This is a genomic window from Akkermansiaceae bacterium (genome assembly GCA_017798145.1).
GTDB lineage: Bacteria > Verrucomicrobiota > Verrucomicrobiia > Verrucomicrobiales > Akkermansiaceae > Luteolibacter.
Genome location: CP059069.1, coordinates 3,885,319 through 3,901,686, shown reverse-complemented (window position 1 = coordinate 3,901,686; position 16,368 = coordinate 3,885,319). Strand labels below are relative to the sequence as shown.

Sequence of the window (16,368 nt, the reverse complement as noted above, 5' to 3'; positions counted from 1 at the left end):
GCGGGTTTCGTCCCTGCAAAGCGCCGGCAGCTTTTCCCTTTTCCGGATGGGACGATAACGGGTGCCCGCCTTGGCGGCAAGTTGGACTCCGCCCAAAGCAAGGATCCCCGGTGCCTTTCAGTTGCACCCAAGCCATCGGAAGCCCATGATCCGGTCATGGAGGAACTTGTCCGGGTGGAGATCATCGCGCTGATGCCGACGCAGGCGGGCTGCGCCGTGTTTCTGGGCGACGGAAAAAAAGCGATCCTGTTCTACATCGACCCCGCCGTCGGGCTATCGATCAATACGGTCATGAGCGGCCAGAAAATGCCGCGCCCCCTCACCCACGACCTCTACATGCTCACCCTCACCGCTTTCGGCGCGAAGGTCTCGCGAATGGTCATCAACGATGTCCAAGGCGACGTGTTCTACGCGAGGCTGATCGTCGAGGCGGAGAACGAGATCATGGAGCGCAAGATCATTGAGCTCGACGCCCGGCCATCCGATTGCCTTGCCATATCCGCCCGAGCCGAGGCACCCATCTACGTGAAAAAATCAGTGTGGGACTCCCTGGAAGACCGCCAGCCGCTGCTCGACAAGATGCGCTCCGACGAAAAACCCGATGCCGGCTACGATTTCGGTGAGTGATATTCGCGAAAAAGCTCACTTGCGGACATAAGAAGTGGTTTTAAGGTAACCCATCATGGCCAGCACAGCCCTCCCCGCCCTACCGGATTACCTTTCGCCCGAAATCCTCCTCAACCCGGAAAACCGCGAGTTCCCGGATTTCGATGTCGTCCGCCTCCTCCATACGGTCTTCGAGCCGACCAAAGGCTGCCGCGTATGTATCCTCATAGACTTCGACGAGCCCGCCGACCTCATCCGGGATTTCAGGTTCCTCTCCGAAGAGGGCTTCCCGATCCAGAAAAACGCCCATAGGCATTTCTACACGGCGCTGAAAGACCACGCCATGGCCGAACTCGGAATGACAGGCGGCGAAATGTTCGCATACCGCTACACGAAAGGCTCGAACCTCGATCTCGCGGACGAAGTCTGGGACACCGATGGCAAACTCCTTTCCCTCGATAAGGATATCTACCCGGAATACGATCTCATCCTCTGCATATCCACCTGGTCCGCAACCGCACCGCTGACAGCGAAGGCCAAGGAATTCGGCTTCCGCGGAGCCACACTCCACGGCCTCAACGAGGTCATCCTCGGCTCCGGCCTCGCCGTCGATTATCGCGAGGTCTCCCGCGATGCTGAGAAGATCCGCCTCGCCCTGACCAAGGCGGACTCCATCGAGATCGACTTCGCCCTCGAGGACGGCCGCGTCCTGACCGCGACCATAGGCCTCGGCGGGCAGGAGGCGCAGAAATCCCATGGTCTCTGCCTCGGGGAAAAACCGGACATCGCCAACCTCCCCGCCGGTGAGGTCTATTTCGTCCCCACCGATGCCAACGGCCAGTTCCCCATGAAATACGAGGACGGCACCCTCGGCGTGCTCGACGTGAAAGACCGCTGCATCTGGCGCTCCACGCTCATCGAGGGCAACCCGGAAACCATCGCCGCCCACAACGCCCGCCTCGCCGACGATCCGATGACAGGCACGCTCGGCGAGCTTGGCTTCGGCACCCAGGTCTTGCCGGTATCCTACGCGGATATCCAGGACGAGAAAGTCCTCGGCACCTGCCACCTCGCCACCGGCCGCGACGACCATCTCGGAGGCGACATCCTCCCGGACATGTTCAAGAAGCACGAGAACGCCACCCACGATGATATCCTTTTCGCCCCCCACAAGACCCCGAATTTCAACCTCAGCCAGGTGCGCATGAACCGCGGCGGGAAACAGGAAATCCTCATCGAGAACTTCCGTCCGTCACGCTACGTCATGGAAGCACTCGCCGGCTGAAACTTTCATCCCTGCATTTCAAATCTCAATCATGCAAGAACAGCACCATCATCCTCTCCATTGAGATTCAGGATCCAGAGTTTAATGTTTACCCAGCATGCGTGAAACCCTCATCGTGATAGGCCTTTTCGTGATGGCCATGGCCCTCCGGTCCGCGAGGAAAAACCTGGCACGCAAGCTCGGGGCGCTGGTCTTCCTGGCGGCAACGTTTTTCTTCTTCTACTACATCAGCGGAAACGTTTTCGCCGGCATCGCCGGTGCCTGCATCTGGTTTTTCCTGCCATGGATCGAGCTGCTGACGCATGTGCGCCGCCTGCGCATGCCGCTCAACAACCGCCTCCGCCACCGCGAGCTTCCCAACCCCTCCTTCTTCCCCAACGCCATCGAGGCGGCCAGCGGCATGGAGGAGGCCGGCTTCGAGCACGTCTCCGACTGCGGCTGGCAATGGTCCGGGATGCAACAGCACTTCAGGCTCTTCTGGAACCCGGAAGAGCGCGCCGTGGCCTCCGTATGCCTCTGCGAGCAGGAAGAGGTCGCCTTCGCATTCATCTCCATCACCTCCCGGGATTCGTCCGGCAAGACCTGGCGCACCACGAACTTCCCCTTCGCGCCCACCCTCCGCTGCGCTCCGGATCTCCGGTGGAACCACGTGCCCTGCGAGAAATCATGCTTCCACCAGATCCTCGCGGATCATCGCACATTCCTGGGGAAGCAGAAGCTCTCCCACGCGGATCTGCTCGTCCCGGATCCCGAGGAACTTGAGGAAAGCATCGAGACGGAAATGCGCAAGCAGGTGGAGCACAACCTCCGCAGCGGCATCATCCGCCTCACCGAGGACGGCCATTTCCAATACTCCAAGCGCGGCCTGCTCTTCCTCTGGGGCCAGTTCGTCAAGGACATGATCCGCCTCTGCTGACATGACATGCAGGGGGCTCTGCCATCCCTGCAGAACCCCGGCCAAGGCCAACTTGCGTCACCGGCTGAAAACCGGCGGGCGCCTCACTCCACGTCCGTCCTGAACGGCGATGCGGGCAGGCCTTCCTTGTTGAACAGGTTGACATCCGGCACGTTCGCCCAGCCGTAGCGGACGGCTTTCGGCTCGCTGACACCCTCCGCGGACACCAACACCTGATCGCCCTTGATCTCGGCTTTGGCCGGAACGAATTGACCGTCCGCACCCGCGATGGTGAAGCCTTTCAGATCCCCGCCCTCCGCAACAAGCCCGCCGCCGACATGGCCGAAACTCAGGGCAACCTTGTCCCCTTTCGCCTCCATCGACTCATACAGGGGGCCGGAATACTCGGTTTTCTCGCCATAGACCAGTGCGCGGGCGGCCAACGCGAGCCGCTCCCCCACGGGGCGTTTCCGCCTCGGGTGGATGTCATTCGCATCGCCCACATCCGTGGTGACCACCATGGCCGTGTTTTTCGATTTCGAAAGAGTCAGGAACTGCGCCTCGCGGATTTCTGCAGGCTGGCCCTTGAAGGGTGCGATCTGCACGAAGTAGAAGGGGAAATCGCCCTGCTTCCACTTCGCGCGCCAGTCCGCGATCATCGCAGGGAAAAGGGTCTGGTATTCCTTGGATTTCCCGGCGTTCGATTCCCCCTGATACCAGATCGCTCCCTTGATCGCGTAGGGAAGCAGCGGCTCGATCATCCCGTTGTAAAGGCTCGCAGGTATGCCCGGGCCGAGCGGTTTTTCAGGAGCCGCTGTGGCGTATTTCGCAAGGTTTTCCTTCGCCACCTTTGCGTAGCCATCGAGTTCCGCATGACCGCCGAAACCCTCCGCGCTCGTCCATGCTTGGGCGGGAGTGCCGCCCCACGAAGTCGAAATCATGCCCACCGGCACACCGAGCTTCTCATGCAGATCCCGTGCGAAATAGTAACCGACCGCGGAAAAGCCATCCACGGTCTGCGGCGAGCATTCCACCCAGCTGCCCTTCGCCTTGGCCAGCGGCAGCGGCGAGGTCGTCCTCGCGACCGTGAACATCCTAAGCTTGGGGTAATTCGCATCCGCCCTGTCCTGGTCCGCCGCTGCTGTGGCCTTGAATTTCCATTCCATGTTCGACTGTCCGGAGCAGACCCAGACCTCGCCGACAAGAAGGTTGCCCACCGTCACGGTGTTCTCCCCGGAAATTTTCATCGTGAACGGGCCGCCCGCCTCCAGGGGCTTGAGGCTCACCGACCACTTGCCGCCCTTTGCCGTCGTCTCCGCCTTCTGTCCGGCAAACTCGACGCTGACCTTCTCCCCATCCTTTGCCGTGCCCCAGATCGGCACAGCCTGCCCGCGCTGCAACACGGCTCCATCCGTGAAAAGCGGGTTGGGTTTCACTTCCGCATGGAGCAGGGCGGACGAAAGGGTGACGGCGGCCAGCAGACTGGCGGGGATTCCGGGACGGAGGTTTTTTTGGTTCATATCAGCCATCACTTACGCCGCCCCTTCAAAATTTGTTTCATTGCCTTGCACAGCTTTCCCTAGGGGATCATTCACAAGGGGATGCCTCAGCCCCACAGGAAAGCGAGCGGAGTCAGCAGTGCGGCATCGGCGAGGACGCGGAGCATGGGTGTCGGGAGGCGGGTTTCGCGGTTCAGGATCACGCGGAGTGCGAGGGCGCTGAGTGCGACGGAGATGCAGATCCGCCATGGGAGGAAGGGAGTTGCGGCGAGGGAAATGACGGTGAGGGAGGAAACCGCCGCCGCGATGGTGCCCAGGATGCGGGGATGGGTGGTGGCGATGGAGCGGTCGCACGCGGCGAGATCCTCGCGGTGCTCCCAGAGGGAGATGAGCATGCAGTTCGCGGAGCATACGAGGCCGAGCAGGAAGGCGGCGAACCAGAATGGTGCGCCGGTGGAACCGGAGGGGGCGCAGGCGTTGGTTGCGATGACGCAGCCGAGCGCGTAGAGCATCCCGCAGAGGATTTCCCGGGGGATGACCGCTGTGAAACGTGCGCCGTTCATGAAGCGAAGGAGATAATAGGCTGCGAGGAGCGTTGCGGTGAGCAGGCCGGGAACGATGAGCTTTCCCGGGACATGCCGGGCGATGAGGAGGAGGTTCGCGCCGGCCGCGAACGCCAGGGCAATGGCGAGGGCTTTGAAATTCCTCCGTGTGAACATCAGCCGGTCGGTGACACCCGCCGTTTCGCCCGCACGCACGGAATCGCAAAGCCTGTCAGCGAGGTAGATGCACCAGACGCTGAGGCCGAGGATGAGATGCAGGACGGCGGGGAAATCGGCATCGAAGGAGCAGGAGAAAAGAACCTGCCACGAGACCGCAACGGCGGGTGCGTCGAGGCCAAGGAGATTCGGCCACAACCAGGCGGGGGGCTTGTTTCCGCTGTTGCCGGGCATATGGATCGGGAGCGTGGCCGGAAACTTGACAGTCCTTGCCCGCGCGCCACGTTTACATGCCTGCGCCCCAGTGCGCCAGCGACCATTTCAATGAAGCTCATCACAATCATCACGGCAGCCCTCTTGCCACCCCTCGCCGCCGCCCCGGACGGAGCGCAGCTTTTCACCACGAACTGTTCCGCCTGCCACATGCTCGACCAGATGGTCGTCGGCCCGTCGCTTGCCGAGATGCGCACGCTCTACAACGGCAAGCCCGATGAGTTCGTGAAATGGTGCGTGGCTCCCGGCAAGAAGCGCCCGAACGCGATCGAGATGCCATCCATGGTGCATGTGGGCGATGAGGGGCTGCGTGCGATCTACGCGCATGTGATGAAAGTTTCCGAAGGCGTGAAAGAGCAGGCGCAGAAAAAGGGAGACCCCTACGCGGCCTCCCCGATCCATACGGCCCGCCCCTGCGTGCAGCGCATCTTCATGCCGAACGCTGGCCCCGCCGCGATCGCGGTGGCCCTGGATTACGGCACCTCGCTCTGCTGGGACGCTGGCTCCTGCCGCCTCCGCTATGCATGGACGGGCGGGTTCGTCGACGGCTTCCCCTACTGGCGGGGGAACGGCAGCAGCGTGGCGCAGCTTGTCGGGACCGTCGGGTATGTGGAGGAAAAACCGCCGCTCCCCGGTGAGGCGAAATTTCTCGGCTACTCGGTGAAGGAAGGCTTGCCTATCTTCAGATACAGCATCGGCTCCACTACGGTGACGGAGGGATACTCGCCGGTCTCCAGCGGGAAAGGTTTCGTCAGATCTTTCACGCTCACACCCGCGCCGACGGCTCCGCTGGTGCTGGAATTCCCGGATGACGGGAAAGCGCAAATCACCTCCGACAAAGGCCGCATGGAAGGCTCCAAGCTCACCATCCCCGCCGCCGATGCCTCCGCCTTCACCCTCACCTTTTCCCTGAAATGAAATCCCTCATCCTCCTATCCGCACTCTGCGCCGCCGCCCACGCCTCGCCATGGGAGAAGCATTTCTCGTTTGAGAAAATCCCGAATCCTGCGGGCGTCGATCCGCAGGTCGGGGCGATGGATGTGATGGCGGACGGCAGGATCGCCGTCGCCTTCCACCGCGGCGAGGTGATGTTCTACGATCCATCCAGTAGTTCCTGGTCGCTCTTCGCGAGCGGACTCCAGGAGCCGCTGGGGATGCTTGCGGAAAAGGACGGCAGCCTGCTGGTCATGCAGCGCGCGGAGCTGACCCGCCTCAAGGACACCGACGGCGATGGCACGGCGGATGAATACCAGACGGTCTTCGACGATTTCGGGATGTCCGGGAATTATCATGAATTCGCCTATGGGCCAGCGAAGGATGCGGAGGGGAATCTTTTCATTGTGCTGGGGATCGCTTCTAACGGCGCACCGATGGCGGAGGAGATACGCGGGACGTTTTCGGAAATCGGCGAGGTGGGCAGGGAGGCGATGTCCTCGCGCACGGAATGGGGAAAAAACAAGGGCAAGGCCGGGCGGATGTATGCGCGGGTGGAGTGGCGCGGCTGGGTGCTCAAGCTTTCTCCGGACGGCAAGAAGATGGAGCCATATGCTAGCGGCTTCCGCTCGCCGAACGGGATCGGATTTGATGCCAAGGGACGCCTGCTAATCACCGACAACCAGGGAGATTGGAGGCCGACAAGCCCTCTCTATGATGTGAAGAAAGACGGCTTCTACGGACATCCTGCCTCGCTTGTCTGGAAGAAGGATTGGGACGGAAGGCAGCCGCTCAAGGTGCCCGTCGATGAGCTCGATAAAATGCAGGAACCAGCCGCAGGATTTTTCGCGCAGGGTGAACTCGCCAACTCGCCGACCTGGCCGGTGATCGTCCCGCAAGGCGCGCTGCCCGATGCGATGGCCGGGCAGACCCTGATCGGCGAGATGAACCAGCCGACGCTTGTCCGCGTGCTCGATGACGTGGTGGACGGGGTTTTCCAGACCGCGCTGGTGCCGATGTTCATGAACTCCCCGCTCGGCAAGGGCAATAACCGCATCGTGTTCGGCAAGGACGGCGCGATGTATGTCGGCAAAACCGCCCTCTCATGGGCCGGGGACAATGGCATCGCACGGGTCAAGTGGGACGGGAAACCGTTTTTCTCCCTGGATGCGATGAAGGCGCTCAAAGGCGGCTTCGCCCTGAAATTTTCCGAGCCGGTGGATTCCGCATCGCTGGGCGCGATCGTGGTGAAAAGCCACACCTACAAGTATCACGCCGCCTACGGCTCGCCCAAGGTGGATGAGCGGGAGATGGAGGTGAAGGCGGCGAAACTCTCTTCCGACGGGAAGGTGCTCACCCTGGATCTCGGCGCGCTCCGCGAAGGCTACCTGCATCTCGTGGACATGAGCGCCCTGAAATCCGCCTCCGGCAGCCAGCTCTTCGGCGATAAGGCTTGGTACCAGGTCGTCAAGGCGCCGAATTGAGGCAAAGAGATAAGCGATTGAATCCCCTTTCGCAACCATGGCTCTTCCAAAATCCTCCCTGATGGGATTCTATTGTGCACGCTGTTCCTTCTCCATATCAGAACCTGCCGAGCGCGGACGCCACCGCGAGGTAGGATTTTTCCCCCGGCCGCAGTGAGCTTTTCCCGATCGTGATCCCGGGGAATTTCGCCTCGGCGAAGAATTCCATGCCGGGTTCTCGGCTGATCGCTATGTTGCCTTCCCTGAATTTACCGCCAAGGGGGTCGATCACCCTAACAGGGAAAGAGGCGGCACCGGGCTCGATGCTGCCCGGCACGGAGGTGACGGTTACGAAATGGCCTTGGATGGATGTCCATGCTCCGTTTCGCTTCGCGTAGAGCCGGATGCTGAGGATGGGCGGTATGCCTTCGGAGAGCGAGCGGGCGATGTTTGCGTGGACGCGGCGCAGGTGCGAGTCCTTGCCCTCGATGGGGCTTATGACCAGCGTGGAATTGGTGAGCGCAGGCAGCAACGCCGGGCGCGCCATCTCGTTGGCGACGTCCCGCAGGTCGGATATGTTGATCCCGCTCCTGCTCCAGCGGGCGCGGCCCGGGAGGGAGGCGGATTCGCGCATGGCCGGGCCGCGGGCGATGGCGCGGATGCGCTCGCGGTCGGAGAGGCCGGGGGGCTGTTCGGAAAGTTTCCGCCACGCGGGTTTCCCGAAGCGCTGGGAATTCAGGAGTGCGGCGGGGCCGCAGGCGTTTCCGGCAAGGTCGAGCTGGTTGAAGGGTTTCGCGGAAAGGTTCTGCGCGAGGTGGAAATCCGGGACGGGCGTGCAAGCCGCGAGGGCGAGGCTAAGGAGCGGGAACAGTCTGGTAGATCGAGTCATTGGCGGGGCGTTGGTCGGTCTGGCCGCCCGAGAGTTGCACGGAGCTTCTGATGTTCAAGCTTTCGCTGCCGCCGGCAGGAACGGCGATGACACGGGTGTCGCCGGGCAACAGGGTGGTGATGTTCGCGTTGGTGATCGAGCCGTTGACGTTCACGGAGACACCGGCGTTCACCATGGTTTCGGTGCCGAGGTTCTGTACGAGCACCTGGATCTGGCTGCCGGTGTTGGTGATGGAGGTGATGGCCGCATCGTAGATGCCGGGGGTGTTGCCGTTGAGGATGCGCCACATGTCGGGGACACCGGCGCCTGTCGCGGGATCGCTGCCCTGTGCGCCGATGTCGTTGAGATTGGAATTCATGGCAGCAACCGCCTGGGTGGGGGAAAGTAACTGCCTGCTGCCGTTGCTCATGGTTGCGGCGATGGTGCCTGCGATGATGGGGGATGAAAAGGATGTGCCGGTGACCACCGCCGCCTGATCTCCGGGGTAGGCGGCGTTCACCGCATAGCCCGGTGCGGAGACGGCGATTTCCTTTCCGGTGTTGGAGAAATCGAGATGCTGGTTGCGCGCATCAACCGCGCCGACAGCGATGACGTTCGGGCTGGCGGCGGGCTGCATCACGCCCGCCGTGCCGTTGTTTCCCGCAGCGGCCACCACCACCACGCCGGATTGCCTTGCGTAGGCGAGGGCGTTTTCAACAAGGGCGCTTTGTCCGGAGCCGCCAAGGGAAATGTTGATCAGCTGCGCTCCGGCATCGACCGCCGCGATGATGCCCTGGGCGATCAGGAAACTGCTAGAGGCACCGGCATCATCCGCGATGCGGACGGAGAGCGGGGTGGCTCCCGGCGCGATCCCGGGGGTCAGCGGGTTGTTGCTGAAAATGAGGGAGGCCACCGATGTGCCATGGCCGTTGAGCGTGGACGGATCCGAGGGCAGGGCGACGAGATTGATGCGTTCGATGGCATTCCTGAAAGCGATGTGGTCGGCGATGCCGGTATCGAGGATGGCGATCTTCACGCCGGTGCCCCAAGCCGAGTTGTCGCCGGTGACGCCGAGCCATTGCAGGAGCCCCTGGCGCAACGCAACGGCATCCCCCTGCACGCCCGCTCCTCCGAATTCCGGGATGCTCGCCGGGAAATTGTAGGAGGTTTCCTCCGTGCCATCGAGGTTGGCAAGGAGATCAGCCTCGCTGCCGAAGCCGATGAGCAGCGCGTTGAGCTTGTCCATGCGGCCGAGGACGTTCAGCCCCGCGCCCATGTTTGCGAGGAAGCCCTCCATCGCCCCCCTGTCCTTGAACACGATGATGCGCTGGTTGGGGATCGCGCCTTCCGCGAAGGCCGCGCCGTCGAATCCGCCGCCATTCTTGCGCTCCGAGCCTTTCGTTTTCGGGAGATGATCCTGATGCGGGTAGGGCTTGGGTGCGGCTTTTCCGCTGGTCGTCCGCACATCCGTTGCCGGTTCCCCGGAAAGCGCGTATCTGGTGGCCAGGTAAGCCATCATGAACACGCAGGCGAGGCAGAGGAACAACCAGATGTAGTTCATCCTCTCAGAAAGTTTTCCGGAACGTCCGCCCATGTGTGCACACTAAACACCGGAAATCCCTGTTTGTCGCTTGGGATTTCAGGTAAGAATGCGGCCACAAAAGGCACAAGACCCACAAACGTGGCAGAGACAGGGCTTTTTGGGATTCTGTGCCTTTTGTGGCCAATCCCCTCTGGAATTTCCTCCCGCAAGCCCCATCTTCCCCGCACATGCCATTCCGCCTTTCCAGCGACTACTCCCCCCAGGGCGACCAACACCAGGCCATCGAGAAACTGGTGAAATCGCTCGAAGCCGGGAACAGGCACCAGACGCTGCTCGGGGTCACCGGATCCGGGAAAACCTTCACCATGGCGAACCTCATCGCCCGCCTCGGCAAGCCCGCCCTGGTGATGAGCCACAACAAGACCCTCGCCGCGCAGCTCTACTCCGAGTTCAAGAACTTCTTCCCGCACAACGCGGTCGAGTACTTCGTCTCTTACTTCGATTACTACCAGCCGGAGGCCTACATCCCCCGCTCCGACACCTACATCGAGAAGGACTCCTCGGTGAACGAGGAGATCGAGCGCCTGCGCCTTTCGACGATGGGATCGCTGCTCACCCGAGACGACACGATCGTGATCGCCTCGGTCTCCTGCATCTACGGCCTCGGCTCGCCGGAGGACTACAAGGACATGATGTTCCCCGTCTGGACAGGCCAGCAGATCACACGCGAGGAGCTTCTGACAGCACTCGTCGGCCTCCTTTTCGAAAGGAACGACATCGCCTTCGGCCGCGGGAAATACCGGGTGCGCGGCGATGTGGTGGAGGTGCATCCCGCCTACCTCGACGAGACCGCGATCCGCATCGAGTTCTTCGGCGATGAGGTGGAGCGGATCTCCTCCATCCATACGGTCAGCGGGAACGTCATCGAGGTATTGGAAAATCACACCCTCTATCCCGCCAAGCAGTTCGTCACCGCAGGCGACAAGATGAAGGTGGCCCGCACCAAGATCCGCGAGGAGCTGGACCAACGCATCCCGGAGTTGGAAAAGGAAGGCAAGCTCATCGAGGCGCAGCGCCTGCGGATGCGGACGGAATACGATCTGGAAATGATGGCGGAAATGGGTTTCTGCCAGGGCATCGAGAACTACTCCCGCCACTTGACCGGTCGCCCGCCCGGCTCGCGCCCGCACACCTTGCTGGATTTCTTCCCGCGGGATTTCCTGCTTCTCGTCGATGAATCCCACGCCACCATCCCGCAGATCGGCGGCATGTTCGAGGGCGACAAGTCCCGCAAGACCACCCTCGTCGAGCACGGCTTCCGCCTGCCTTCCGCGATGGACAACCGCCCCCTGCGCTTTGACGAGTTCATGGAAATGACCCACCAACGGGTCTATGTCTCCGCCACCCCGGGACCCTTCGACATCGTCAACTCGCGCCCGGAAAACAAAAAGTTCATCTCCGTAAAACCCAAGCCCGGCGAGGAAGGGCTGACGACGTTCGATTTCAAGAAGATCAAGGTCAAACCCTCCGGAAATGCGGAATCCATCGCCGACTTCGATCCGGAGAAACGCGGCACGCCTCTTGTCGTCGAGCAGATCATCCGTCCCACAGGACTCCTCGATCCCATCCTCACCCTCCGCCCTCTCAAGGGCCAGATCGACGAGACGATCGAGCTCTGCCGCCAGCGGGTGGAGAAAGGCGAGCGGGTGCTCGTCACCACGCTCACCAAAAAGACCGCCGAGGATCTTGCCGAATACCTTTCTTCCACCGGCCTCAAGTGCCGCTACCTGCACTCCGATATCGACGCCATCGAGCGGGTGGAAATCCTCCGCCAACTCCGCGCCGCCACCTTCGACATCCTCATCGGCATCAACCTCCTCCGCGAAGGCCTCGACCTCCCGGAGGTATCACTCGTCTGCATTCTCGACGCCGACAAGGAAGGTTTCCTCCGCAACGAGACCTCCCTGATCCAGACCGCCGGCCGCGCCGCGCGCCACGTGAACGGCGAATGCGTGCTCTTCGCCGATGTCGTCACCGATTCGATCCAGACCCTCATCAACGTCACGGAATACCGCCGCGCCCGCCAGATCGCCCACAACGAGGAACACGGCATCACCCCACAATCCGTGATCCGCTCCGTCCAGCAGAGCCTGCATTCCTACGAGAAAGGCAAGGCCAGCGCAGAGAAGCTCAACGCTTCACTGGTGGCCGAGGACGAGGGCTCCTACGACAAGCTCCGCGTCATCGCCGAACTGGAGCAGGAAATGCGCGACGCCTCATCCAAGCTCGAGTTCGAGCGCGCCGCCCACCTCCGCGACCAGATCGCCACGCTCAAGAACGCGACCCCCGTCATGCCGCCGCAGAAGAAAGTGAAATATGGGAAAACCCGGACGAAGAAGGCGTGAAATGGAGGAGGATGTCTCCGGTTCCTCTGCGGAGGGCTTGGAGGGTCGTTCAACCGAACCATGCGCTACCGATCGCCTCGGGCGCTCGAAATGACGATTGGCGGATTGACAACGTCGTTGTCACAGCGGAGCCGGAACCCTCCGCCAGCAATGCTGGGTTTGCTGGGTATCGGGCAGTTCCTGCGCCGCCGCTGCAAATGAGGAACGCAACCCAATTCTCACCCGGCCTCCTGCCCACCCTTGCACCGGATCTGAGGGAATTTCATCTCCGGCCCGCGTCAGCCGCCTCTTCCCCTTCCCAGACCGGCTCTTCAATGCATTCTCCGGCCTAGGTGAAAAAACAAATTCCCAGCACTCTCACCCCCGCCTACGATACTCTACACACCCTATGCCCATAGCTTCCGCCCGCTTCCTCAGTTTCCCGCCACTGTGGAGTCTAGGCGTGAGATGTTGCCGATCTTACTCTCGTCCTGGGAAGCCGTGGGTGGGGATTTGCATATTTCCGATGAAATGAGAGACCTCTTGCAGCAGGCAAGCTCCACCTTGTCATCCATGGCTTCACGGAACTGACTCCCCATCACATGGCTATCGCCCTGCCCACCGTCCCCCCCGCAATGAACTCCGCCTTGGTCTCCGTCTGGCGGCGGTCGTCCTTTCCCCGGCTGATGTTGTCCGCCCACCGGAGCGCGCGCCGGACGAGCGGCGTCGCCTCCCAGCGGATGTGCGCCACCGACGGGACGAACCAGTCGAAGGCCGGATCGGGATCGGTGCAGACCAACGAGACATCGTCCGGCACCCGGATCCCCCGGGATGCGCAGAAATGCAGCGCCGCCATGAAAAAGGGCACCTCGTCGAGGATCAGCGCTGTCGGCGGGGTCACCCGGAACAGCGCATCAAGCCGCGCGTGGAAGGATACGGCGTTCTCCTCCCAGTCCGGCAGGTTGTAGGCTCCGGAGGGAATCCCATGGGCCGCCAGCGCCGCGAGGAACGCCCGCTCGACCAAACCCGGTTCCGGGATGCGGCGCGGGGTCCTTGTCAGCAGCACGATGCGCCGGTGACCGAGCCCGGCGAGCTCGCCGACGGCTTGCGCATACGCGGGGGACTTGTCCGGCCCCGCCCCGGCGATGGCAAGCCCGCGCCTCCTGCCGAACATCGCGAATACCGGTTTCTTTCCCCCGGCGAACCATTCCAGAACCTCCAGCGAACCTCCGATGACCAGGAACGCATCCGCACCCGCCTTGCCGACCTCCGGGACGATCCTGGCCAGATCCATCCCCAGCTCCACCATCGATTTCCCGGCGATGACCGGGACGTGCCCGGCCTCCTCCAGGCGGTGCTGCAGATCGGTCAGGTAATCGATCCTCAGATCCACCCTTTCGTTGGCCAGAAACGCGATGCGCATCCCGGCCTTCCGTGCATTGTGCACAAGCCCCTTCACCACCCTCCGCCGCCGCCGCGGTCCCTGCCCCGCCAGCAAACCCTCCCTTTCCAGCTTCGCCAGCGCCGCCTCCACCAGCCTCCCGCTCACCCCGATCTCCGCCGCCAGCTTGTTCCGCCCCGGCATATCGCCCCTCCAACGACCCGCCTGCAAACCCTGACGCAGGTACCCCTCCACCTGATCGCTGCCTGACAAGATCCGCAGGGACATGGGGAGAATCTGTACAAATTTGGAGCCAGTGGGCAAGGGTGGATATCTTCGACAAAGCGCGTGAAACCAAGATCCTGGTCGGGTTGTGAACGTTCCTCCCGGTCTCGCAACCTCCAAATTCAAAAATGATGAAACCGCCAACAATCTTTCTCGCCATAGTGCTTTCAGGATTCCATGCCCGTGCTGCCACCATCACACTGGACTTTGAGAGCCAGACCCCCGGCAGTTCAGTCGTGCCCACCGGCTGGTCGTATGTCCACTCGGGGGTTGGTGCCCCCGCTACCAACGGGACTTACACGACCACCGCTGCCAGCGGCGGCAGCACCGGTTCAGGTTTGGGTGGGGTTCTGGTAGGCAACAATCCTACCCATGGCACCAACCTCCCCTATTCCTTCCTGGTGAACAGCGGATCGACCAATGGTTTCGATGTCCGACAATCCATCACCGGCACTTACGACTTCCTCATCACAAACGGTGCCCAATACGACACTGCTGGTTTCCTTTTCGGGGATATCAAGGGTGGAACGATCAGCGGCAGCAACGCCGGCCAATTCCTTTCCATTCAGCACGCCAATGGTGGTTTTGGCCAGGCAACCGCCGAATCCCGCATAGTGGATGGTGCCAACGTTGCGACCTATGCACCAACAGGCAATGCTGGCTTCGCGGACAATACGTGGTATAGATCCTCATTCACTTGGACTCCAACCAGCGGGACGACAGGTGATCTCTCCTATACGGCGACGCGATGGAATGGTTCCACATGGGTTGCCCATTCGACCTTCGGTATCACCGCTCACACATTCGATAACCCCGAAGCTTTTGTAGGCGTTGCCGATCTCTGGGGCACTAGTACTACCTTCGACAACATCAGTGTGACCGGAACACTGGTGCCCGAGCCCTCCGCCGCCTTCCTCGGCGGTCTCGGCGCACTTCTTCTGCTCCGCCGCCGCCGCGGGTAAGACCGCCGGATAGAGCTTTCCGTAAATCGCCCCCGTGCCACCGCACCGGGGCGTTTTGCTTTTCGGGATGGCAGGGTCGCTTTGGCATAGCGACCCTAACGCCCATTTCCTTCGTGCTTCCTGAATTTCCCACCTAATAAAACAATCTTACGCTGGGAGGGTATCGGGGGATGCTGTGCGGGTCGGGAAACGATGGCAAACAAGGTTCACAAAAAGCGCGGGCACTTTGAGGAGCCGAAGAAGTGGTCCACCGAGATTGCAGGGGATGCCGGGGGCGAGAATTGGCTCGATTCGGTCAACCCCCTTTTCCTCTTCAGAGACCCGCTCTCCAGCGTATTCTCCGGCCTAGGTGAAAAAGCAAATACCTGGCATTTTCAGGACGAGGAAAAGAGGTTGTCCATCCCCCATTCTCCGCGCACATGATTCCAACCATGATATCGCAAGTGAGCCGAAGTTTCCGGGATGCACGTCTGGCGCTGATCCTGTTGTTCAAGCTGCGGCTCTGGAAATACTTCGCCATCCCGATCTTGATCGCGCTGTTGACGGCCGTGGCGATCGTGTCGCTGGCCTGGGGCCTTTCGGGAAAGGTCGGCGGTCTGATTGCGGAGGCGTGGGTATGGGAATGGGGCGCAGCAACCATGCGGTCCCTCGCACAAATCATCGGCGGCCTGATCGTGTTTGCCTTGGGACTGTTGGTTTACAAACACATCGTGCTAGCGCTGGCCTCCCCCTTCGTGAGTTCCGTTTCGGAAAAGGTCGAAGCCCATCTCTATCCGGGTGCCCACCAATACCGCAACACCTCCAACGCTTCCCAGCTCGTGCGCGGCGTCAAAATCAATCTCCGCAACCTGTGCTGGGAATTCGGGCTGACCATCCCCATCCTGCTTGTCGGGATTGTTCCGGTGGTCGGTTTTTTCTCCGCGGCGATGATCTTCCTGATCCAGGCCTACTACGCCGGCTTCGGCAGCATGGATTGCACGCTCGAGCGCCATTTCGGATTCCGCGAAAGCGTGAGTTTCGTCAAAGCCAACCGGGGCGCCGCCATCGGCAACGGCATCATCTTCACCCTGCTCCTGTTCATTCCTGTCATCGGCATCATCCTCGTCCTGCCCATCTCGGTGACGGCCGCATCGGTCTCTGCGCTCAGATTGATCAACGATGAGGAAGCGAAGGCAATCACGGCGGCCTAACATATCCCCCGAACATTCCGGAGGACACAGGGAAGAAGGTGCAGTTGCCCACGGTCTTGCGGACGGGGTGCTCCCAGGGGTT

General features: G+C 61.7%; 13 protein-coding genes. 8 read left to right on the top strand and 5 right to left on the bottom strand.

Features of this window, described 5'->3' with window-relative positions; genetic code table 11:
* Positions 1 to 156 precede the first annotated feature (156 nt).
* From HZ994_16750 to HZ994_16740, 3 genes are all read left to right on the top strand, one after another.
* Complete coding sequence (locus tag HZ994_16750) at positions 157 to 627, top strand: bifunctional nuclease family protein (protein QTN33891.1); 471 nt, start codon at positions 157 to 159, stop codon at positions 625 to 627.
* Positions 628 to 682: 55 nt separating this feature from the next.
* A complete protein-coding gene (locus tag HZ994_16745; protein ID QTN33890.1) occupies positions 683 to 1,891 on the top strand; it encodes a hypothetical protein in 1,209 nt (402 codons plus the stop codon).
* Positions 1,892 to 1,988: 97 nt separating this feature from the next.
* Positions 1,989 to 2,807: a hypothetical protein gene (locus tag HZ994_16740; GenBank protein QTN33889.1), complete on the top strand. Its 819-nt coding sequence runs from the start codon at positions 1,989 to 1,991 to the stop codon at positions 2,805 to 2,807.
* An 83-nt stretch (positions 2,808 to 2,890) separates the two neighbouring features.
* Here HZ994_16740 and HZ994_16735 read toward each other — a convergent pair whose 3' ends face one another.
* Positions 2,891 to 4,315 (bottom strand): sialate O-acetylesterase, encoded by a 1,425-nt coding sequence (locus HZ994_16735; protein ID QTN33888.1) that lies wholly within the window; start codon positions 4,313 to 4,315, stop codon positions 2,891 to 2,893.
* A gap of 77 nt (positions 4,316 to 4,392) precedes the next feature.
* Complete coding sequence (locus HZ994_16730) at positions 4,393 to 5,238, bottom strand: hypothetical protein (GenBank protein QTN33887.1); 846 nt, start codon at positions 5,236 to 5,238, stop codon at positions 4,393 to 4,395.
* Positions 5,239 to 5,328: 90 nt separating this feature from the next.
* Between HZ994_16730 and HZ994_16725 the strand changes: the two genes are divergently transcribed.
* Together HZ994_16725 and HZ994_16720 are read left to right on the top strand one after the other, a co-directional pair.
* Positions 5,329 to 6,195, top strand: coding sequence for a cytochrome c (locus tag HZ994_16725; protein ID QTN33886.1), 867 nt, complete (start codon positions 5,329 to 5,331; stop codon positions 6,193 to 6,195).
* A complete protein-coding gene (locus HZ994_16720) occupies positions 6,192 to 7,694 on the top strand; it encodes a hypothetical protein (GenBank protein QTN33885.1) in 1,503 nt (500 codons plus the stop codon). The genes HZ994_16725 and HZ994_16720 overlap by 4 nt, the downstream gene beginning before the upstream one ends.
* A 97-nt stretch (positions 7,695 to 7,791) precedes the next feature.
* Here HZ994_16720 and HZ994_16715 read toward each other — a convergent pair whose 3' ends face one another.
* Both HZ994_16715 and HZ994_16710 read right to left on the bottom strand, forming a co-directional pair.
* A complete protein-coding gene (locus HZ994_16715; GenBank protein QTN33884.1) occupies positions 7,792 to 8,562 on the bottom strand; it encodes a hypothetical protein in 771 nt (256 codons plus the stop codon).
* A complete protein-coding gene (locus tag HZ994_16710) occupies positions 8,528 to 10,102 on the bottom strand; it encodes a S8 family serine peptidase (protein QTN33883.1) in 1,575 nt (524 codons plus the stop codon). The genes HZ994_16715 and HZ994_16710 overlap by 35 nt, the downstream gene beginning before the upstream one ends.
* 209 nt (positions 10,103 to 10,311) lie before the next feature.
* On the opposite strand from HZ994_16710, the gene HZ994_16705 reads away from it, so the two are divergent.
* Entirely contained in the window at positions 10,312 to 12,489 is a 2,178-nt protein-coding gene (locus HZ994_16705; GenBank protein QTN33882.1) for an excinuclease ABC subunit UvrB, read from the top strand.
* 577 nt (positions 12,490 to 13,066) lie between these two features.
* Here HZ994_16705 and HZ994_16700 read toward each other — a convergent pair.
* Positions 13,067 to 14,137, bottom strand: a complete 1,071-nt coding sequence (locus HZ994_16700; GenBank protein ID QTN33881.1) for a substrate-binding domain-containing protein — start codon at positions 14,135 to 14,137, stop codon at positions 13,067 to 13,069.
* A gap of 128 nt (positions 14,138 to 14,265) precedes the next feature.
* Here HZ994_16700 and HZ994_16695 point away from each other — a divergent pair, with 128 nt between their 5' ends.
* Together HZ994_16695 and HZ994_16690 are read left to right on the top strand one after the other, a co-directional pair.
* Positions 14,266 to 15,096, top strand: a complete 831-nt coding sequence (locus tag HZ994_16695; GenBank protein ID QTN33880.1) for a hypothetical protein — start codon at positions 14,266 to 14,268, stop codon at positions 15,094 to 15,096.
* Between the two features lie 431 nt (positions 15,097 to 15,527).
* On the top strand, positions 15,528 to 16,286 hold the full coding sequence (locus tag HZ994_16690) for an EI24 domain-containing protein (GenBank protein ID QTN33879.1): 759 nt from the start codon (positions 15,528 to 15,530) through the stop codon (positions 16,284 to 16,286).
* Positions 16,287 to 16,368 lie beyond the last annotated feature (82 nt).

What these genes read in the sequence shown, in the direction of transcription:
- HZ994_16750 (QTN33891.1), top strand. Translation starts at nt 157, where the DNA reads ATGGAGGAACTTGTCCGGGTGGAGATCATCGCGCTGATGCCGACGCAG.
- HZ994_16745 (QTN33890.1), top strand. Translation starts at nt 683, where the DNA reads ATGGCCAGCACAGCCCTCCCCGCCCTACCGGATTACCTTTCGCCCGAA.
- HZ994_16740 (QTN33889.1), top strand. Translation starts at nt 1,989, where the DNA reads ATGCGTGAAACCCTCATCGTGATAGGCCTTTTCGTGATGGCCATGGCC.
- HZ994_16735 (QTN33888.1), bottom strand. Translation starts at nt 4,315, where the DNA reads ATGGCTGATATGAACCAAAAAAACCTCCGTCCCGGAATCCCCGCCAGT.
- HZ994_16730 (QTN33887.1), bottom strand. Translation starts at nt 5,238, where the DNA reads ATGCCCGGCAACAGCGGAAACAAGCCCCCCGCCTGGTTGTGGCCGAAT.
- HZ994_16725 (QTN33886.1), top strand. Translation starts at nt 5,329, where the DNA reads ATGAAGCTCATCACAATCATCACGGCAGCCCTCTTGCCACCCCTCGCC.
- HZ994_16720 (QTN33885.1), top strand. Translation starts at nt 6,192, where the DNA reads ATGAAATCCCTCATCCTCCTATCCGCACTCTGCGCCGCCGCCCACGCC.
- HZ994_16715 (QTN33884.1), bottom strand. Translation starts at nt 8,562, where the DNA reads ATGACTCGATCTACCAGACTGTTCCCGCTCCTTAGCCTCGCCCTCGCG.
- HZ994_16710 (QTN33883.1), bottom strand. Translation starts at nt 10,102, where the DNA reads ATGAACTACATCTGGTTGTTCCTCTGCCTCGCCTGCGTGTTCATGATG.
- HZ994_16705 (QTN33882.1), top strand. Translation starts at nt 10,312, where the DNA reads ATGCCATTCCGCCTTTCCAGCGACTACTCCCCCCAGGGCGACCAACAC.
- HZ994_16700 (QTN33881.1), bottom strand. Translation starts at nt 14,137, where the DNA reads ATGTCCCTGCGGATCTTGTCAGGCAGCGATCAGGTGGAGGGGTACCTG.
- HZ994_16695 (QTN33880.1), top strand. Translation starts at nt 14,266, where the DNA reads ATGAAACCGCCAACAATCTTTCTCGCCATAGTGCTTTCAGGATTCCAT.
- HZ994_16690 (QTN33879.1), top strand. Translation starts at nt 15,528, where the DNA reads ATGATATCGCAAGTGAGCCGAAGTTTCCGGGATGCACGTCTGGCGCTG.